Source organism: Nocardia amikacinitolerans, assembly GCF_900215415.1.
Classification (GTDB): Bacteria; Actinomycetota; Actinomycetes; order Mycobacteriales; family Mycobacteriaceae; genus Nocardia; species Nocardia amikacinitolerans.
In genome coordinates this window covers 699,627-716,551 of sequence record NZ_OBEG01000004.1, presented here as the reverse complement: position 1 = coordinate 716,551, position 16,925 = coordinate 699,627, and the positions used below count along the sequence as shown (strand labels likewise).

Below are 16,925 nucleotides of genomic sequence, written 5' to 3'. Positions count from 1 at the left end.
CGAACAGGGGCTGTTTCCACCTGTACACCTGCTGTTGCCGTGACCCTTGCCTCGCTGACGTGGCGCGGCCATCGTGGGGGCTTACCAATCGATCATGCGATGCACAGTCTTCGGAACCGGGTACCTGGGGGCCACGCACGCCGCCTGCATGGCCGAACTCGGGCACGACGTGATCGGGGTGGACGTCGATCCGGGCAAGGTGGCGAAGCTGTCCGACGGCGTGGTGCCGTTCTACGAGCCCGGCCTCGAGGAGGTGCTGCGCCGGAATCTCGACGCGGGCCGACTCAGGTTCACCACGTCCTATCCGGAGGCCGCCGCGCACGCCGACGTGCATTTCCTCGGCGTCGGCACGCCGCAGAAGAAGGGCGAGTACGCCGCCGACCTGAAATACGTGCACGCCGTGGTGGATACGCTCGCGCCTATGCTGGAGCGGCCCTCGGTGCTGATCGGCAAGTCGACCGTTCCGGTCGGCACGGCCGCCGCGCTCGGCGCGCGGGCCAGGGAGCTGGCGAGCACCGACGTCGAAGTGGCGTGGAATCCGGAGTTCCTGCGTGAGGGTTTCGCCGTGCAGGACACGCTGCGCCCCGACCGCCTCGTACTCGGCGTCGATCACGCCAGAAACAACGCCGCCTGGGTCGAGGACCTGGTGCGCGAGATCTACGCCGATCTCATCGCGGCCGAGGTCCCCTTTCTGCTGACCGATTTGGCCACCGCGGAATTGGTGAAGGTCTCCGCGAATGCCTTTCTGGCGACGAAGATCTCGTTCATCAACGCGGTCTCGGAAGTCTGCGAGGCGACCGGCGCCGACGTCACCGTGCTCGCCGACGCGCTCGGTTACGACGCGCGCATCGGCCGCCGATTTCTCAACGCGGGCTTGGGTTTCGGCGGCGGTTGTCTGCCCAAGGACATTCGAGCCTTCATGGCGCGCTCCGGTGAGCTGGGCGCGGATCACGCCGTCGCGTTCCTGCGCGAGGTCGACAACATCAACATGCGCCGTCGCACCAAAGTGGTGGACATGGCCGCAAAGGCTTGCGGCGGTTCGCTGCTCGGCGCGAACGTGGCCGTGCTGGGCGCGGCTTTCAAACCGGAATCCGACGACGTGCGCGACTCCCCCGCGCTCAACGTCGCGGGCATGATCCAATTGCACGGCGCGGTGGTGACCGTGTACGACCCGAAGGCACTGGAGAATTCGCGCCGGGTCTTCCCCACCTTGAATTACGCGACCTCGGTGGCCGAGGCCTGCGACCGCGCCGACGTGGTCCTCGTGCTCACCGAGTGGGACGAGTTCACGGCGCTGCGTCCGCGAGATCTGGATCGGGTGGTGCGCGGCAGGTCGATCATCGACGGTCGTAACTGTCTCAATCGTGCCACCTGGAGAGAGGCGGGATGGGTGTACGCCGGACTCGGCACACCGTAAAGTTGCCTGGCGAGGCCGCGCCGGATTTCCCGATCCTGCCTGCCTCGTGTGCGACTGAGCGCCGCCGGTAGGGTCCCGGGAGCGGGTCGCGTCCTTGGCGACGCGAACTCGCTTTGTCGTGAAGCGTGAAACGAGATGGGCAGCTGATGAGTTCGGTACTGGGAGTTTCGGTGGGGGCCGGCGCTGTCCGTATGGCGCGACCACACGCCGGCAATCCCCCCGGCCACGTCACGCCCGACGCCTTCGACCTGCAAACCATTCCGGTAACCCAGCACCGCGCCGAAGAACTCGCCGCCGAGGCGGTCGGCGTCACGCTGGCGACCCATCAGATCGGCGCGACCGCGTTCGCCTATCGCAGCGAACAGCAGGCCAGGGCCGTCCGCGCCGCCATGGCGCGCCAGCAGATCACCAACTACGAGCTGGTGCCCGAGGTCTTCGCCGCGCTCGAATTCGCCCAGGCCACCGGCGATATCCGGGGCATCTCCTCGCTGGTGGTCTACGACCTCGGCAGCACCGGACTCTCGGTGAGCGTGGTCGACACTCAGACCAGGGAGGTCAGGCACAGCGAGCGCACCAGCGACATCAGCGGCGACTACCTGGATTCGCTGATCCGCGAACAGCAGATCGCCTCGGGCCGCATCGCGCACCCGCAGGATCCGGCGGGCCTCGCCGCGCTGGACGCGCTGTGCCGGGAGGCCAAGGAGCAGCTGTCCAGCAACACGGCGGTCGCGCTGCCCAGCGAGCAGGGTCTGGTGCTGCTCGCGCAGGAGAATTTCGAATCGCTGATCATGCTGGCCATCGAGTCGTCGGCGCGGATGGCTCGGGATGTGATCGTGCGCTCCGATCGTCCGGTGCACGGTGTGCTCGCGATCGGCGGTTGCGCCAGGATTCCGCTGATCGGCAAGGTGCTGGAGCGGTGGATGGGCGTGCCGGTCATCGTGCCGGAGAGCCCGGAGACGGTGGTCGCGCGCGGCGCTGCGCTGCTCGCGAGACCGGTCCGTCCCGCGGCCCCGGTCGGTCAGCCCGCTCCCGCCGCGAGCCAGGCGCCCGTGGGCGGCTTCCACGACGAGGATCTCTCACCGGCCTGGTTGTCCGCGCCGCCCAAACGCCGCCCGAAGCGCCCGAAAGGCAGGCCGCAGCCGGACGACATCGACGACATCGACGGTCTCGCCGACGACTGGCTCGCCGCCAACCCGCGCCGCCGCGAGAAGCGCGAACTGAACGGCGCCGTGCTGACCGTCAGCGCGTTGGCCGTCGTCGCCGCGATCGGACTCGGCCTGGGCTATGGACCCCAAGTGCTGGAACGGGATTCGCAGAGCAGCGAGGGCTCGACGTCGGTCTCGCCGAGCGGCGTGCCGCGCACCACCACCCTCGATCCGCAGATCGCGGTCGCACCGGCCACCACGACGGAGACCGAGGAATCGATCGCCGCCCCGCCCCCGCGCCGCCAAACCACCACGACCCCACCGCCCACCCAGGGCCCGAACACCTTCGTCGTCCCCGGCCTCCCGCCGATCGTGGTCCCGACCATCCCGCCCGAGGTCTTCCCCTTCCCGCCACCTCCGCCCCCGCGCTGAACCCCGCGCGCCCGCAACCCTGTTGACCCCGTGCGCCGCCGCTCCGTCGCCGCGCGCGAGGACCGCAATCATCGCCGGTCAGCTCACCTGCCGACTCGCCACGCCCTCGCCACTCCCGCCGCAGGTCGGACGACATGCACCGCCCCGCCGAGGCGATCCCGCCTGAGTGCGAACCATCGTGCGCCCGTCGCCACCGCCCTGGGCCCTGCGCGCCCGTACCACCCGTGCGCCATGTCGATGCAAGAGCCGTCGCCGCCGTCGGCCAAAGGACCGTGCGCCGTCGCCTTGTCGCGGTGCGGGACCGCCAGCTCGGGTCAGCCTGACCTGCCGACTCACCGCGACGCGAGCCATCGCCGCTCGCCCGCAGGTCGGACGACATGCGCCTCCGAGGCGATCGCAGCCAAGGTCTGATCGCCGTGCGCCGCCGTCTCCCGCCGCCGATGGACAGCGCCTACTGGATCCGCGCTCTTGCTCCTCTAGTTCGGCAGGACATTCCGGGTACATGCATCGACCTCCGTGACAGGGCACGCACGCACCGCACGTCAACAGTGATGGCGACACGCGACCCCGCCCGCCGCCACCGGACGATGCCACCTCGAGCCATACGGGAGCCGCACTCCCCCTGCGCGGTAAGCCATCCCGAGCGTGGCGCAGGCATCGACCTCCGCGGGCCGCGAATACGACCTGTCGCCCACGCCACAGCGCGAGCGCCCACCGCTCACACCCGCGAATGCCGCCCGTGCCGCGGGGCGGGTGCGGGCACCTTCTTGTTGTGTCCGAACGGACGCGCGAGCAGCGCCGCGATGCCGGTGGTCAGCGGCACAGAAAGGGCCAGCGCGATACCGCCGACCGAGGAGCGCGCGATCTCGATGGCGACCGCGTCGCCTGCGAGCACGTCGCGGATCGAACGCCCCGCGACGCTGAACAGCAGCAGCAGCGGCAGCGCACCACCGGCGTAGGCGAGCACCAGGGTGTAGACGGTGCTGGCGATGTGGTCTCGGCCGACCCGCATGGCGGCAGTGTAAACCTCGCGGCGCGAAGCGGATTCGTCCAGCGCGGCCAGCTCGAAGGCGGCCGAGGCCTGGGTGATGGTGACGTCGTTGAGCACACCGAGCGAGCCGATGATGAAGCCCGCGAGCAGCAGACCGGTGATGCTCACGTGCTCGATATAGGTCGCGACGTTGGTGTTCTGCTCCTCGGACAGACCGGTGAGATGAGTCATCTCGATCGCCAGCCAGGACAGCCCAGCGGCGAGCAGCATCGCCGACAACGTGCCGAGCAACGCGGAACTGGTGCGCAGATTGACGCCGTGCGCGAGATACAGCACGGCGTAGAGGATCAGCGACCCGGCCGTCAACGCGACCGGAATCGCCGGCTTGCCGTCCAGCAGCGCGGGCAGCAGGAACATCACCAGCACCGCGAACGCGAACACCAGACCGATCAGCGCACGCACGCCGCGCCAGCGCGCCACCACGATGATCACCACCACGAAGGCGAGCGCGATCAGCGTCAGCGGCAGCCCGCGCGAATAGTCCTCGAAGGAGTACAGCGGGGTGCCGGTCGGATCGGTCTGCCGGACGATCCGGATCTCGTCACCGGCGCGCAGATCGGGCTGCCCCGGGCCCGGCGCGATTTCCAGCAGCGTCTTGTTTCCCGCGTGCGGACCGGAGTCGATGGTGATCAGGCTGCGCTGGCAGGTGTAGGCGTTGGTGCGCGGCGGCTCGGGCTTGTCGGCGAACACCTTGCCGATCGACGGACTGCCGCACGGCCCCACGTCCTGCGCGACGACCGTGCCCGCCTCGGTCACCACCGCGCCGCCGCCCGCGTTCTGCATCGGCAGCGGAATCTCGACGTGCTGACGGCTGGGCCACAGCCAGATCGTGGCGATGACGGTGAGCACGCCGATGACGGTGAGCAGCCCGACCACGACGCGCGCGGCAGTATCGCCGATCGCGATCGGGCCGGAATGATCGTGGTGGTGGTGATGGTGATCGGTCACCGAACTCCCTGTCCGTCGTGGCCCCGGATGCTCGCGCCGGACGGCAAGAGCTGACTCCCCCGAGGCAACTGCGCGGTGCCGAGCATAAAGGATGTCGTTTTCAAGATCAGGCTCCCAACCACCACCGGGACACGACCGAGCACCTGTTCACGCTCCGAGATCAGCGATGGCGCGGAAATCGCTGGGGCGGACACCCCGGTGTCGTTTGAACGCCGCACTGAAACCGAAAGCGTCCGCATAACCGACGGCCTTCGCCACCTGCGCCACGGTGAGACTCCGGTCGGCCAGTAACTCCTCCGCCTCATCCATCCGGCATCCGGTGAGATACGCCAGGGGCGACTGCCCCATGACCTCGGAGAACCGCCGTGCGAACAGCGCCCGCGATACGCCCGCCTCAGCGGCAAGCGACGCGACCGTCCAACCGGCGGCAGGCTTTCCGTGCATGGCCGCCAACGCCGGTCCGACCACCGGATCGGACGGCCCGCGATACCAACCCGGCGCGTCGGCGTCCAGCTCCTCGAACCAGGTGCGCAGCGTGCACACCAGCGCCCAGTCGAGCAGCCGGTCCATCATCGCCTGCGCTCCGGCCGGACGCCGGGCCGCATCCGCGGCGATCGACTCCATCCACTCGCACACGTCCACGTCATCGGTCACTACCAGGACGGGCGGCAGAGCGCGCAACAGCCGTTCGTGTCGTCGGCCGGACGCCCGATAGGCGCCGACTATCAGAGCGGTCTCACCCGTGGGGTCGTTGCCCCAGCGACCGCCGTCCAGCGCGGAATCGCATTTCGCGTCCGGAGCGAAGCAGGCGACCTCGTACTCCTCGTGCGGCAAGGTGACCGTCTCCGCGCGGTCGACGAGGACGAATGCCTCCGGGCCGCGCACGATCGCACTGTCCCCCGCCGTGATCCGACGCTCCAGACCGCCAGGCAGCAGCAGCGTTCCCCCACCGCGCAGCACGGTGACCATGGTCAGCGGCGCCTCGTCGGCGAACCGGATGCTCCACGGTCCTTCCAAGACCGCGGTCGTGACCACAGCTCCTTCGGCACGGATACCGCCCAGCAGTTTGCTCAATGGGTCCACACCATCGAGGGTAGACGAACTCCTATCAGATGTAGACCTTTACCCATAGATCGTCCATCGCCCGGGGTGTGAAATTGACCCAGACCGCACAACCGATCGTCCGAGACTCCGGACCCCACCGAGGAGGCCCCGTGCCGCACAACCCGACCGTGGACCCCGCGACCACGCGCACCGCGCTGGTCGTCGTCGCCCACCCCCGGCCCGATTCGCTGACCGCCCATATCGCCGAACTGGCCACCCGGCGGCTCACCGCGGACGGCTACCGGATCGACCTGCTCGACCTGCACGCCGAGAACTTCGACCCCCGGATGACGGCCGCCGACCTCCCGGAATGGGGGAACCGGGAGAAGGCCTACTCCCCCGAAGTCGAGAACCATATGCGGCGCATCCTCGCCGCCGACGTGATCGTCGCAGTGTTCCCCGTGTACTGGATGCAGGTCCCCGCGATCCTGAAGGGTTGGATCGATCGGGTGTGGAACTACGGATTCGCCTACGGCCGTAGCAAACCCAGGCTCGCGGGCAAGCGGATGCTGTGGCTGGGGCTGGCGGGCGTGGCAGACGACGACGCACTCGTCGAATTCATGCAGGATGCGCTGAGCGCGCAACTCAACGACGGTATCGCCTACTACTGCGGTTTCACGCATTCGTCGGTGGGGCTGTTGCCCGGCGCCGAAGAAAAGCGGCAGCGCCTGGATGCCGCGGGCAATCTGCTGCTCGACGAAGCCCTCACCGGCGCGGTCCGCGATGCCCACTATGCGGGATTGGAAAACCGGGCACTGGGCTTCGTCGACGATTTCCTTGCCGCCGACCGGGTCCCGGCCTGACCGAAGGGTTGTCGCGCAAGAGCGGGACGGGGCGGCGGAGAGCAGGGGGATGTCTCCGCCGCCCGCAGGCCGGCGGCCCAGGGGGGTAGGCGGCCGAACCCGAGGCCAGGTTGCCCAGGGGGGGTAGGCAACCCGACCGGGCACTCGAAGTGCCAAGAGCCACTGTACACAAAAGTTGCTCTTTTGCGCTAGCGGGTCTTCAAAACTCGCTTCTATCCATACATTCGGTATGTTTTCGACCCAGAAGCGGGGCGATTAGGCCCTGGAGACCCGCGACGCAGATCACTGTCGATAGCTCGCCAGGAAGTTGCCGAATCGCTCGATCGCGACCGCGAGGTCGCGGGCCCACGGCAGCGTGACGATCCGCAGATGATCGTGGTTCGGCCAATTGAAGCCGGTGCCCTGCACCATCAGGATCTTCTCCTGAAGCAACAGATCGAGAACCAGCTTCGAATCGTCGTGGATGTCGTACACATTCGGATCCAGCCGCGGGAACGCGTAGAGCGCGCCCTTCGGCTTGACGCACGACACACCGGGAATCATGTTCAGCCGCTCCCACGCGACGTCGCGCTGCTCGAGCAGCCGCCCGCCGGGCAGGATCAGGTCCTCGATGCTCTGGTGCCCGCCGAGCGCGACTTGAATCGCGTGCTGCGCGGGCACATTCGGGCACAGCCGGGAGGAGGCGAGCAGGTCGATGCCTTCCAGGAACCCCGCGGCGTGATCCTTCGGGCCGGTGATGGCCAGCCAACCCGAGCGGTATCCGGCGACCCGGTAGGCCTTGGACAGGCCGTTGAAGGTCAGGCACAGCAGGTCGGGCGCGAGGCTGGCCAGCGAGATGTGCTTGGCGTCGTCGTAGAGGATCTTGTCGTAGATCTCGTCGGCGAGCAGCAGCAGCTGATGCTTGCGCGCCAGGTCGACAAGCTGCTGGAGCACCTCGGTCGAGTAGACCGCGCCGGTCGGGTTGTTCGGGTTGATCACCAGCAGCGCCTTGGTCTTGTCGGTGATCTTCGACTCGATGTCGGCGACGTCGGGCTGCCAGCCGTTGGACTCGTCGCACAGGTAGTGCACTGGGGTGCCGCCCGCCAGGCTCGTCATCGCCGTCCACAGCGGATAGTCCGGCGCCGGGATCAGCACCTCGTCGCCGTTGTCCAGCAGCGCCTGCATGGTGATGGTGATCAGCTCGGAGACGCCGTTGCCCAGGTAGACGTCGTCCACGTCCAGTACGGGGAAGCCGGGCACCAGCTCGTAGCGGGTCACGATGGCGCGCCGGGCCGACAGGATGCCCTTGGATTCCGAGTAACCCTGGGCGTAGGGCAGCGCGGCGATGATGTCGCGCATGATCACGTCGGGCGCCTCGAAACCGAACGGCGCCGGATTGCCGATGTTCAGCTTGAGGATGCGGTGGCCCTCCGCCTCCAGCCGTGCCGCGTGCGCGTGTACCGGTCCACGGATCTCGTAGACGACGTTCTGCAACTTCGTGGACTGCTCCAGAACGCGCGGCGGATGGTGGGGGAGATGACTCGGGCTCACCTTCCCATGGTGCCATCCCCCTGCAAGGGGAAATTCGGCGCTGCCGACGAAGCATGTCGACCGCCGCAACGGCCGCAGCAAAGGCGGAGCAACGCTTGTCAGGCCGCGTCAGGTCGCGGGATTGCCAGGTGGGATGCCCTTGGCCGCGGTCGAGCCGCAGAACTCCTCGATGCGTTCGTCCAGGTGACGGGCCTCGGTCGCGTCGCGGAACGCGGGCTGCGCGATCCGTCTTCGCACCCCGGTGAGCCGCTCCTCGAGCTGGGCGATGCGCTTGTCCTCGGCCAGCCCGAGCACCGGGTGCAGTGCCTCGGCTGCGCCGTCCAGGCTGCCGTTGATCAGGTGCGCGGCCGCGCTGTCCACCCGGGCCAGCGCCTCGGCGCCGTACGAGCGCTTCTCCGATGGACCGTTCGAGTAGAGGTCGATGGCGCGCTCGGTCGCGGTGAGCGCGGGCTCGGCCTGGCCGAGATGGATGTAGGTGGCGCCCGCGTAGTACTGGGCCTTGGCGTCGGGGAATCCGAAGACGCCGCCGATCTCGTCGTGCAGGTCGTCGGTGGCGGCCACCTCGCGCGCCTCGTCGGCGGCGCGGATGCAGCGGTCGGTGTCGGCGGCGCTGCCGATCTTGGACCAGATCCTCGCCTCGATATTGAGCAGCCGGACCTTGGCGGTCGCCGAATCGGCGAAGTCCTGTCCGCTCTGCGCGAGCAGCACGGCCCGGCGCGGACGCTCCGACCAGTATTCGATGAGCGCGTGCATGCCGCGCGTCCAGGCGCGCAGTCCGTTGTGCCCGCATAGCTCGGCGTAGGCCCATGCCGCCCTTGCCTGTTCGCCCGCCGCGTCGTAGTAGCCGAGGTCGGTGCTCGCGTTCGCGAGCAGTCCGGACAACGTACCCGCGAGCAGGTAGAGGTGGCTGGTGTCGGCCGGGCGCTGATGTCCCTCGAGCAGTCGATACACCCGGCGCCGTACCCGAAGCATCTCCACCATCATCGGAACCGGCGGAATATGCACGTACTCGTTCGCGATGCGCGTGACATCGGCGTCGAGCTGTTCCAACGTGGACGCACCCACATTGGTGCTCTCGGCCCGGCCTGCGTGTTCGCTGGCCTCGTGGGCAGCCGCCATGATCAGATCCCTCTCCGAAATCGCTGCTAACGCATCACCTCTCATCGCACCGGCGTCTATGAGAGCAAGAAGGTCCGCGTCGCTCGAATAACTCGTACGCGCCCCCGCTGCGGAACGCACGTCGAATCCGGCGGCAGATCCATCGACCGGCGATTCGCCGATCAGCGCCGCGAACCGTGCCCGCACAACTTCGTCGGACCTGGCAAGGGATGTATCGAGCGCGGCTTGGTTGACGGGACGCGGATGGACTCGGCTGCCCCCCGCCTCCCACTTGGACACCAGGCGTTCGTGGACACCGAGATGCGCCGCGAATTCCCGGATACTCATCCGCTTGGCATCGCGAAGGGCGCGGGTCTCTCTCCCTGACCAGTGCCGGATCACGGTGTCATCCCTTCCGCACGAACTTTCATCCAGGGTACGAGGGCGAAGTGGTGACTGCCACACATAATTCGCAGTTGCTATGGGCGCTGCGCGATTCGGCGGCCCAGGTCGGCGAGGTTCTCTCGGTCAAGGGCAGCGGATTGGCAGTAGAAGGCGGGCATGGGGGCGATGCCGAGTCGCGGTCGATGGCCCGACCCTGGTAGCAGGAGGCAAGGAGTTGGCCGTGAACGTGGACAAACTCAGAACAGTGGAGGATTGGGTGGCGTTCTACCGGCACGAGTACGGGCTACCCGTAACCGAGCGTGGCGGTTTCGTGATGCTGCCGATCAGCGGCCGAGTCTGCGTCGTTCACCTGCCGACCGTCCGAGCCGAAAAGGTCAGGGCGGCACTGGAACAGCAGGGGACGAGGGGTCCCATGCTGGCCAGGCAGATCCGATGGAGCTTCCTTGCCGAGCCGGACAGCCGTCCCGGCGCGCAGGTGCTGGAGGTGCTGAACCGTCTGGATATCGGAATACCTGCCATCGGCAGTGCAGTGATGTTGCCGACGGGGCTCGGACGCTTCACCCGGGAAGGGTGCTTCTGGGTGAACCCGCCGAGCCGCGGCGACACGCTTCCGCCGCTGTCCACCGTCGTCACGACGGCGCTGGCGGTGGGAGCGGGCGGCGGGGACTGAATGCGTCGTCGGTCCTCGCCGCCGATCGGCGGCCGAATCCGCCTCCTTTGTTGGCAGTCGGCGGGGCGGATTCGGTCGTGGGTCGCGACCTACCGCGATTCCGCGGCGTCGACCACCTCGGTCGGCAGCGGGAAGTTCAGGTAGGAGCGCGACGGAGTCGGCCCGCGCTGGCCCTGGTACTTGGAACCGGCGACCGCGCTGCCGTACGGGTGCTCCGCGGGGCTGGTCAAACGGAACAGGCACAGCTGGCCGATCTTCATGCCCGGCCACAGCGTGATCGGCAGGTTCGCGACGTTCGACAGTTCCAGCGTGATGTGGCCGCTGAAGCCGGGATCGATGAAGCCCGCCGTCGAATGCGTGAGCAGGCCCAAGCGGCCGAGACTCGACTTGCCCTCCAGCCGTCCCGCCAGATCGTTCGGCAGCGTGCACACCTCCAGCGTGGAGCCGAGCACGAACTCGCCGGGGTGCAGCACGAACGGTTCGCCGGACGCGGGCTCGACCAGGCTGGTCAGCTCGTCTTGGCGCTGCGCGGGATCGATGTGGGTGTAGCGGGTGTTGTCGAAGACGCGGAACATCCGGTCCAGGCGAACGTCGATACTCGACGGCTGGATCAGGCTCTCCAGCAACGGCTCGACCCCGAGACGCCCAGCGGCGATCTCCGCACGGAGGTCACGATCGGAAAGCAGCACGGCACGAGCGTAGCGTTCGGCGAATCGGGCCGTTCGGCGGGCGGCTGCCGTTCTTCAGTTAATTCTCAGCGCGAGCGGGCAACCTAGGAGCAGTGACCTCGAATCTCCGCAGAACGCTGCCAACGATCCCGACGCTCGTCGCGCTCGGCGTCCTGCTCGCGGCGTTCATCACCGTGCTCACCCGCAACGTGCTCGACAGCAGCGGGCTCGCGACGATGGACCCGGAGCTCTCGGGGTGGGCCGTCGACAACCGCAACGGGGTGCTCACGCCGACCGCGCAGATGGTCAGCAACTGCGGTGACACGTTGTCCATGACGATCCTCACCGTGATCGTCTGCGCGGCGCTGCTGCGCGAGCGCGACCGGTTGCGCGCGGTGCTCATCGCCGTGACCGGGCTCGGGGCCGCACTCATCGTCGCGATCGCGAAGAGACTCGTCGGCCGGGAACGCCCGCCCGTGGCCGATCGCCTCGCCGTGGAGAACAGCCTGTCCTATCCGTCCGGCCACAGCACGGGCACATTCGTGGTGGTCGGGATCGTGGCCATCGTGCTCATCCCCAAGCTGGCGCACGCGGCGGCCAGAGTTGGCGCGGCGCTGACCGCCGTCCTGTTCATCGCCGCCGTCGGCGCCTCCCGGGTCTACCTCGGCGTGCACTGGCCCACCGACGTGCTCGCGGGCTGGTCCATCGGGGCGCTGTGGATCCTGCTCTGCCTGGCCGTTTTCCGCTACCTCACGCTGCGCTCCCGGGCCGCCGCTACAGTCGATCCGTGCCGCGAACAAAGCAAGTCTCCGACAGCATCGTCGTCGCGATCGACCCGGTGACGGCATACGACCGCGTCAGCGACGTCACCCAGATCCACCGCTGGAGCCCGGAGAACACCGGCGCGCTCGTCGCCGAACCCGGCGCGCCCGCCTGCGTCGGCATGCGCTTCGTCGGCACCAACATCCGCCGCGGCGTTCGCTGGTCCACCGGCTGCGAGGTCACCGCCGCCGACCGCGGCAGCCGCTTCGCGTTCAAGGTCCGCCGCTACGGGCTGCGCAAACCGGTCCTCCCGGTCGCCATCGCCAGCTGGGAGTACCGCTTCGAGGCGGTGCCAGAGGGAACGCTGATCACCGAAACCTGGACCGACGATCGACGGGGTTGGCCCGATCTGCCGACGCTCTGGTTCGACAAGATCGCGACCGGCAAGCCCGGGTTCGCGGAGTTCCAGCGTGGGAACATTCGGCGGACGCTCGAGCGGTTGAAGGCGGACTTGGAGAGCGCCGCCTGAACCGCGCGCTCGCCGGCCTTGTGCAGGCTTGCGTGTGAGCGAGCCAGTCGGCGGCGGGACCTCGGCTACGACCCAGGTGCTGGAGCTGCCGCTCGGCGCTCGTCTGCCACGTTGATGCCCGCGAGGATGACGCGCAGGCCATCGGCGAACTCCGCGTCGGTGTCGCCCGCGAACACCTCGGTCACCAGCTGAGCGGTGAGCGGGAAACGGTCTGCGTCGACCAGGTCGGCGAGCCGCTCGGGCAGGTAGGGGTCGCGGTCGCCGTATTCGCCGCCGGTGCGCGCCTGTTCTTCGATCACGAAGCCGACGGTGTAGTGCAACAGGATTGGAAAGACCCGCGCGGCTCGTCGTTTCGAGAATCCTGCGTCCTCCAGCGTGCGCAGCGTCAATTCCACCGTGCGCCACATTGATTCGTCGCTGATATAGGTGCCCGCCAGCACCTTCGCCCCGTCGCGATAGCCGAGCATGGCGCGCCGCAGCCGACCCGCGAGCGCGACGAGCCAGTCCCGCCAATCCTCGCCACGCCGCGGCGCCTCGACGTCCGCCACCGCGGAAACGAAGACGGACCGCGCCATCACGTCCAGCAGCTCCCGCTTGTTCGCGACGTGCCAGTACAGCGCGGGCGCCTGCACGTTCAGCGCCGCCGCGACCTTGCGCATGGTCAGGCCGTCGAGGCCGACCTCGTCGAGCAGGGTCAGCGCGGCATCCGCGATCACCTCGGGGTCCAGCTTCACCTGACCGGATTTGTTCGACACCTTGACAGCTTAACAACGTTCTTGCTCTCCTTAACAACGTTAAAGATTTAACGTTGTTAAGGAGAGGTTGTGGACACGACCGATGTGGTGATCGCCGGAGCCGGACCGACGGGCCTGATGCTGGCGTGTGAACTGCGGATCCTCGGGCTGGAGGTGGCGCTCCTCGACGCGCTGCCCGCGCGGACCGGGGAGTCTCGGGCGGGCGGCATACACGCCAGGACAATGGAAATCCTCGATCAGCGCGGCATGCTCGACGGTGTACTCACACAGGGGCGGCCGCTCCAGGCCGGTCACTTCGCCGGAATCCCGTTGGATTTCAGCGATTTCGCGACTCGCTACCCCTTCACCCTGGTGCTTCCGCAGTCGCTGATCGAACGCGAACTGGAAAGGCGCGCAGCAGAACTCGGCGCCACCGTGGCGTGGGATTCGCCGGTGCTCGGGTTCCGCCGAGACGACTCCGGGGTGGAAGTCGAGATCGGCGGCGCGCAGGGCGTCCGTCGATTGCGCGCGGCCTACCTCGTCGGCTGCGACGGCGGGCGCAGCGCGGTGCGCAAGCTGGCAGGCATCGAATTCGCGGGCACCGACGCGACGATGACCGGCATGCTCGCCGACGTCGAATTGGCCGAGCCACCCGCCGAGCCCTTCTTCGGTCGGCGGCGCGGCGCGGGCGACTACTCGGTCGTCGAACTCCAGCCGGGCTGGTACCGGCTCATCGTCCAGCGGCACGACCGGGTGCTCGAGCGCGGCGCGAAACTCTCCTTCGCGGACTTCCGCGCCAACTTCCTCGAGATCACGGGCGAAGATTTCGGCATGCACAGTCCCCGCTGGGTGTCGCACTACGGCGACGCGGCGCGGCAGGCCGCCCGCTATCGCGCCGGTCGCGTGTTCCTGGCGGGCGACGCCGCGCACATCCACTATCCGGCGGGCGGTCAGGGACTGAACCTCGGTGTCCAGGACGCGGTGAACCTGGGCTGGAAACTCGCCGCTGTGCTACGCGCCGACGCACCCGATTCCCTGCTCGACACCTACCAAGCCGAACGCCATCCCGTCGCCGCCCGCGTGCTGCACAACACCCGCGCCCAAACCGCTCTCTCCCGCTCCGGCCCGCACACCGATGCCTTGCGCGACATCGTGGGCGAGCTCATCGCCTCCGACGAGTTTCGCCACCGCCTCGGGCTGATGATCACCGCACTGGACATCCGCTACGCCACCGGCTGCGACCACCCGCTCGCCGGCCGCCGCGTGCCCGACGTGGACCTCACCACCGCCGCAGGCCCAACCCGCGTCCACGAACTCCTCCGCCCCGCCCGGCCCGTCCTGCTCCGGCTCGGCGAAACCCAGCCGCTGGACACCGAGTGGAACCGCTCTGTCGAGGTCGTCTCCGCCCGAAGCCACGTCGCCCACTGGACCATTCCCGGTCTCGGCGAAATCCCGACGCCCGCCACCGTCCTCATCCGCCCCGACGGCTACACCGCCTGGGCCACCGACGATCCGAGCGCCGACGGCCTTGGCGAGGTTCTTCGAAACTGGACCGATTTCGCGGCTCACACCCGCTGAATCGAACGACGGGCCGGATCCGCGCACGCTCGACGGATCCGTACCGTAGCCCTGCGCCCTGGTCGATCACGTCCTCCCCGCGCATCGATCGACGCAGACGGCCCCACCACCCCTTTCACGCAGGCGATCATCCTGCGGCCGCACGCAAGGTCACGCCGCCGGGATGGACGCACTGCGAGGTGCGCACACCTATCGCGACATCCACGCGGGAACCCCGATCACGGGCACCGGCTACCTCGAATGGGTCGATTGCGAGTAGCGCCTCCAACAGCCGCCGCGGACCCGACCGGCAGGTGTGGAAGTTGACCGCCACAGGGCCGGTTCTGATAGAGTCGCGGACGCGTCTACGCACACGCCGATGTAGTTCAATGGTAGAACTTCTGCTTCCCAAGCAGACAGCGCGGGTTCGATTCCCGTCATCGGCTCCGCTTGTGAGACAACGTGTTCGCGCTGGCTCCTCTGCCCCGAAGAACGGGCAATGCCACTAGGCAGCGGTACGGCCCCTCGATATTCTTGGGCAGTCCGCAGCAGATGCTGCGCAATCCGCCGTTCGGCGTCACCGGTGGCCCGCCGGAAGATCAGCCTGGCCCGCACGTCCCCCGAATGACAGTTCACATTGGTACGATCTCGACATCCCGATAGTGATGCCGAGAGGTGGGACGCCGTTGGCCCGGCACCCCACCAGGTGGGCTAGCTAGCCCGCACTCGGCGGACAAAGACAAAAGCAAGCCCCGGCGATCACGAAAGCAACGATCAAGCAGATGCCGTAGTCGACTGGGGCCTCTTGCTTCCTCCGGCGATGTTTCGCCCTCTCACCACCTCCTCCGTGGGCGCGGTGCCTGGACCAATGTCCGCCGCACCTCGGCAGAAGGTACATCAAACCCTACTTGAATCGCCACGAGATGAGCGACCGAGCTCCACCGCTCCGGGCGCTTCACCAGGACGCCATCCACAAAACGTTGACATTTCATCCACGGCACGCTGGCCGCATCATCCACAGCTCGAATTTCAACGTACACAAAGGGAATGACTCCTCGCGATCAAATGCGTGACGGTGCCGAACTATCTCATCCTCGCGAACGAGTACGCCCAACTCATCAAACAGGCGCGCTGGCACTTGGTGGTCGACTGCCGAGCTACTCCGAACTCCCTGCGCTGCAAGGTGTTCCCAGATAGTTATTCGTGAAGCCGTCCACAGCCGACGATCACGCGACCTCATCCGACCTGTGCCGCGCCGCGGTACAGATAACTCACTCCGGACGAGCGCCTTGATGACATCCCGCGGCAGCCTTCATCTGCGGGCCTCGATGAAGAGCTCAGCGGCTCGTCGGCGTCAGTAATCCGTTCCAGCGCGCTTGAATGGTGGGCGGACTCGTCACCACCTACAAGCTGCGATCGCAGAACTCGGCAAAATCCGCCAAACGGCGATAGAAGAGCCCATCGCGCGAACTGGCGCTCACCGAAATCGCTGGCCAGCCGGAGCCAACCCAGGCAGGAGCCGACTGTTTTGTAAATTCACAAGATGGCGTCGAAGTTACGGACAACTCGATCCACGGTCGCTATAGCGTCCAATGCGTCCGACGCACGCAGTGGCAACGTGCCCAAGACCCCCGCTGGATCGACGTCGCAGCGGTGAACAATCTGGTTGCGACGTCGCACCACAACGCTCAGATCGGTCATCGCCACCTTCGCATCCGAGCCGAAAGCAGCCGTCCAAATTTTACTGACCCCAACCATAGCGAAAGCGCTCGCGATGTCGTCCGGCTTCTGGAATGTCTCTGTACTGAGTCGGGAGTTGATCGCAGCCCTAGCTCGCAACTCGAACTCTACTGGGCTGGCCGCAGATATAAGCTCACTAACCGCGCCGAAGTGCAGGCCAATACGCGACGCGCTCCCCGGGGTTCGAGAACCGGCGAGAATATCGAAGGCCATATCGAGTACGACATCGTGAGCATACGAGTCAAGGGCTGCGACGCTCTGGACCAAGGCGGCGCGGTACATGTCGGTGGCATCGATTACGCCGTCGGTCATGCCTGCGATTGACTCGCCTA

At 67.5% G+C, this 16,925-nt stretch carries 14 protein-coding genes and 1 tRNA gene; 8 read left to right on the top strand and 7 right to left on the bottom strand.

The window, feature by feature from the left end:
• The first annotated feature begins 94 nt into the window (after window positions 1–94).
• Window positions 95–1,417 carry a UDP-glucose dehydrogenase family protein gene (locus CRP45_RS21610; protein WP_067787129.1) on the top strand — a complete coding sequence of 441 codons (1,323 nt, stop codon included), beginning with the start codon at window positions 95–97 and terminating at the stop codon, window positions 1,415–1,417.
• Between the two features lie 146 nt (window positions 1,418–1,563).
• The gene (locus CRP45_RS21605; RefSeq protein ID WP_483869974.1) at window positions 1,564–2,994 is read left to right on the top strand and encodes a DUF7159 family protein; all 1,431 of its coding nucleotides are present in this window, start codon (window positions 1,564–1,566) and stop codon (window positions 2,992–2,994) included.
• A gap of 718 nt (window positions 2,995–3,712) precedes the next feature.
• Here the strand turns inward: CRP45_RS21605 and CRP45_RS21600 are convergent.
• Together CRP45_RS21600 and CRP45_RS21595 are read right to left on the bottom strand one after the other, a co-directional pair.
• Window positions 3,713–4,993, bottom strand: a complete 1,281-nt coding sequence (locus CRP45_RS21600; protein WP_097246553.1) for a YibE/F family protein — start codon at window positions 4,991–4,993, stop codon at window positions 3,713–3,715.
• A gap of 147 nt (window positions 4,994–5,140) precedes the next feature.
• Window positions 5,141–6,076 carry an AraC family transcriptional regulator gene (locus CRP45_RS21595; RefSeq protein WP_067787125.1) on the bottom strand — a complete coding sequence of 312 codons (936 nt, stop codon included), beginning with the start codon at window positions 6,074–6,076 and terminating at the stop codon, window positions 5,141–5,143.
• A 131-nt stretch (window positions 6,077–6,207) separates the two neighbouring features.
• Here CRP45_RS21595 and CRP45_RS21590 point away from each other — a divergent pair, with 131 nt between their 5' ends.
• Window positions 6,208–6,900, top strand: coding sequence for an NAD(P)H oxidoreductase (locus CRP45_RS21590; protein WP_097246552.1), 693 nt, complete (start codon window positions 6,208–6,210; stop codon window positions 6,898–6,900).
• Window positions 6,901–7,182: 282 nt separating this feature from the next.
• Here CRP45_RS21590 and CRP45_RS21585 read toward each other — a convergent pair whose 3' ends face one another.
• On the bottom strand, window positions 7,183–8,430 hold the full coding sequence (locus CRP45_RS21585) for a pyridoxal phosphate-dependent aminotransferase (RefSeq protein WP_067787124.1): 1,248 nt from the start codon (window positions 8,428–8,430) through the stop codon (window positions 7,183–7,185).
• A 108-nt stretch (window positions 8,431–8,538) separates the two neighbouring features.
• Window positions 8,539–9,876, bottom strand: a complete 1,338-nt coding sequence (locus CRP45_RS21580) for a helix-turn-helix domain-containing protein (protein WP_097246551.1) — start codon at window positions 9,874–9,876, stop codon at window positions 8,539–8,541.
• Between the two features lie 277 nt (window positions 9,877–10,153).
• Here CRP45_RS21580 and CRP45_RS21575 point away from each other — a divergent pair, with 277 nt between their 5' ends.
• Window positions 10,154–10,603: a hypothetical protein gene (locus CRP45_RS21575; RefSeq protein WP_067787164.1), complete on the top strand. Its 450-nt coding sequence runs from the start codon at window positions 10,154–10,156 to the stop codon at window positions 10,601–10,603.
• 89 nt (window positions 10,604–10,692) lie between these two features.
• On the opposite strand, the gene dcd is transcribed toward CRP45_RS21575, so the two are convergent.
• Complete coding sequence (dcd, locus tag CRP45_RS21570) at window positions 10,693–11,292, bottom strand: dCTP deaminase (RefSeq protein ID WP_097246550.1); 600 nt, start codon at window positions 11,290–11,292, stop codon at window positions 10,693–10,695.
• A 92-nt stretch (window positions 11,293–11,384) separates the two neighbouring features.
• Here dcd and CRP45_RS21565 point away from each other — a divergent pair, with 92 nt between their 5' ends.
• Window positions 11,385–12,113, top strand: coding sequence for a phosphatase PAP2 family protein (locus CRP45_RS21565; protein WP_097246549.1), 729 nt, complete (start codon window positions 11,385–11,387; stop codon window positions 12,111–12,113).
• Entirely contained in the window at window positions 12,059–12,562 is a 504-nt protein-coding gene (locus CRP45_RS21560) for an SRPBCC family protein (RefSeq protein WP_097246548.1), read from the top strand. Before CRP45_RS21565 ends, CRP45_RS21560 begins: the two co-directional genes overlap by 55 nt.
• A 65-nt stretch (window positions 12,563–12,627) precedes the next feature.
• On the opposite strand, the gene CRP45_RS21555 is transcribed toward CRP45_RS21560, so the two are convergent.
• On the bottom strand, window positions 12,628–13,317 hold the full coding sequence (locus CRP45_RS21555) for a TetR/AcrR family transcriptional regulator C-terminal domain-containing protein (protein ID WP_245910280.1): 690 nt from the start codon (window positions 13,315–13,317) through the stop codon (window positions 12,628–12,630).
• A gap of 69 nt (window positions 13,318–13,386) precedes the next feature.
• Between CRP45_RS21555 and CRP45_RS21550 the strand changes: the two genes are divergently transcribed.
• Window positions 13,387–14,874, top strand: coding sequence for an FAD-dependent monooxygenase (locus CRP45_RS21550; protein WP_097246546.1), 1,488 nt, complete (start codon window positions 13,387–13,389; stop codon window positions 14,872–14,874).
• A gap of 354 nt (window positions 14,875–15,228) precedes the next feature.
• Window positions 15,229–15,299, top strand: a tRNA-Gly gene (locus CRP45_RS21545).
• 1,090 nt (window positions 15,300–16,389) lie between these two features.
• Here the strand turns inward: CRP45_RS21545 and CRP45_RS21540 are convergent.
• A complete protein-coding gene (locus tag CRP45_RS21540) occupies window positions 16,390–16,905 on the bottom strand; it encodes a hypothetical protein (protein WP_143861512.1) in 516 nt (171 codons plus the stop codon).
• Between the last annotated feature and the right edge of the window lie 20 nt (window positions 16,906–16,925).

Excerpts from the sequence above, each read along its gene's own strand:
- CRP45_RS21540 (WP_143861512.1), bottom strand. The coding sequence starts at position 16,905 with ATGACCGACGGCGTAATCGATGCCACCGACATGTACCGCGCCGCCTTG.
- CRP45_RS21605 (WP_483869974.1), top strand. The coding sequence starts at position 1,564 with ATGAGTTCGGTACTGGGAGTTTCGGTGGGGGCCGGCGCTGTCCGTATG.
- CRP45_RS21580 (WP_097246551.1), bottom strand. The coding sequence starts at position 9,876 with ATGAGTATCCGGGAATTCGCGGCGCATCTCGGTGTCCACGAACGCCTG.
- CRP45_RS21610 (WP_067787129.1), top strand. The coding sequence starts at position 95 with ATGCGATGCACAGTCTTCGGAACCGGGTACCTGGGGGCCACGCACGCC.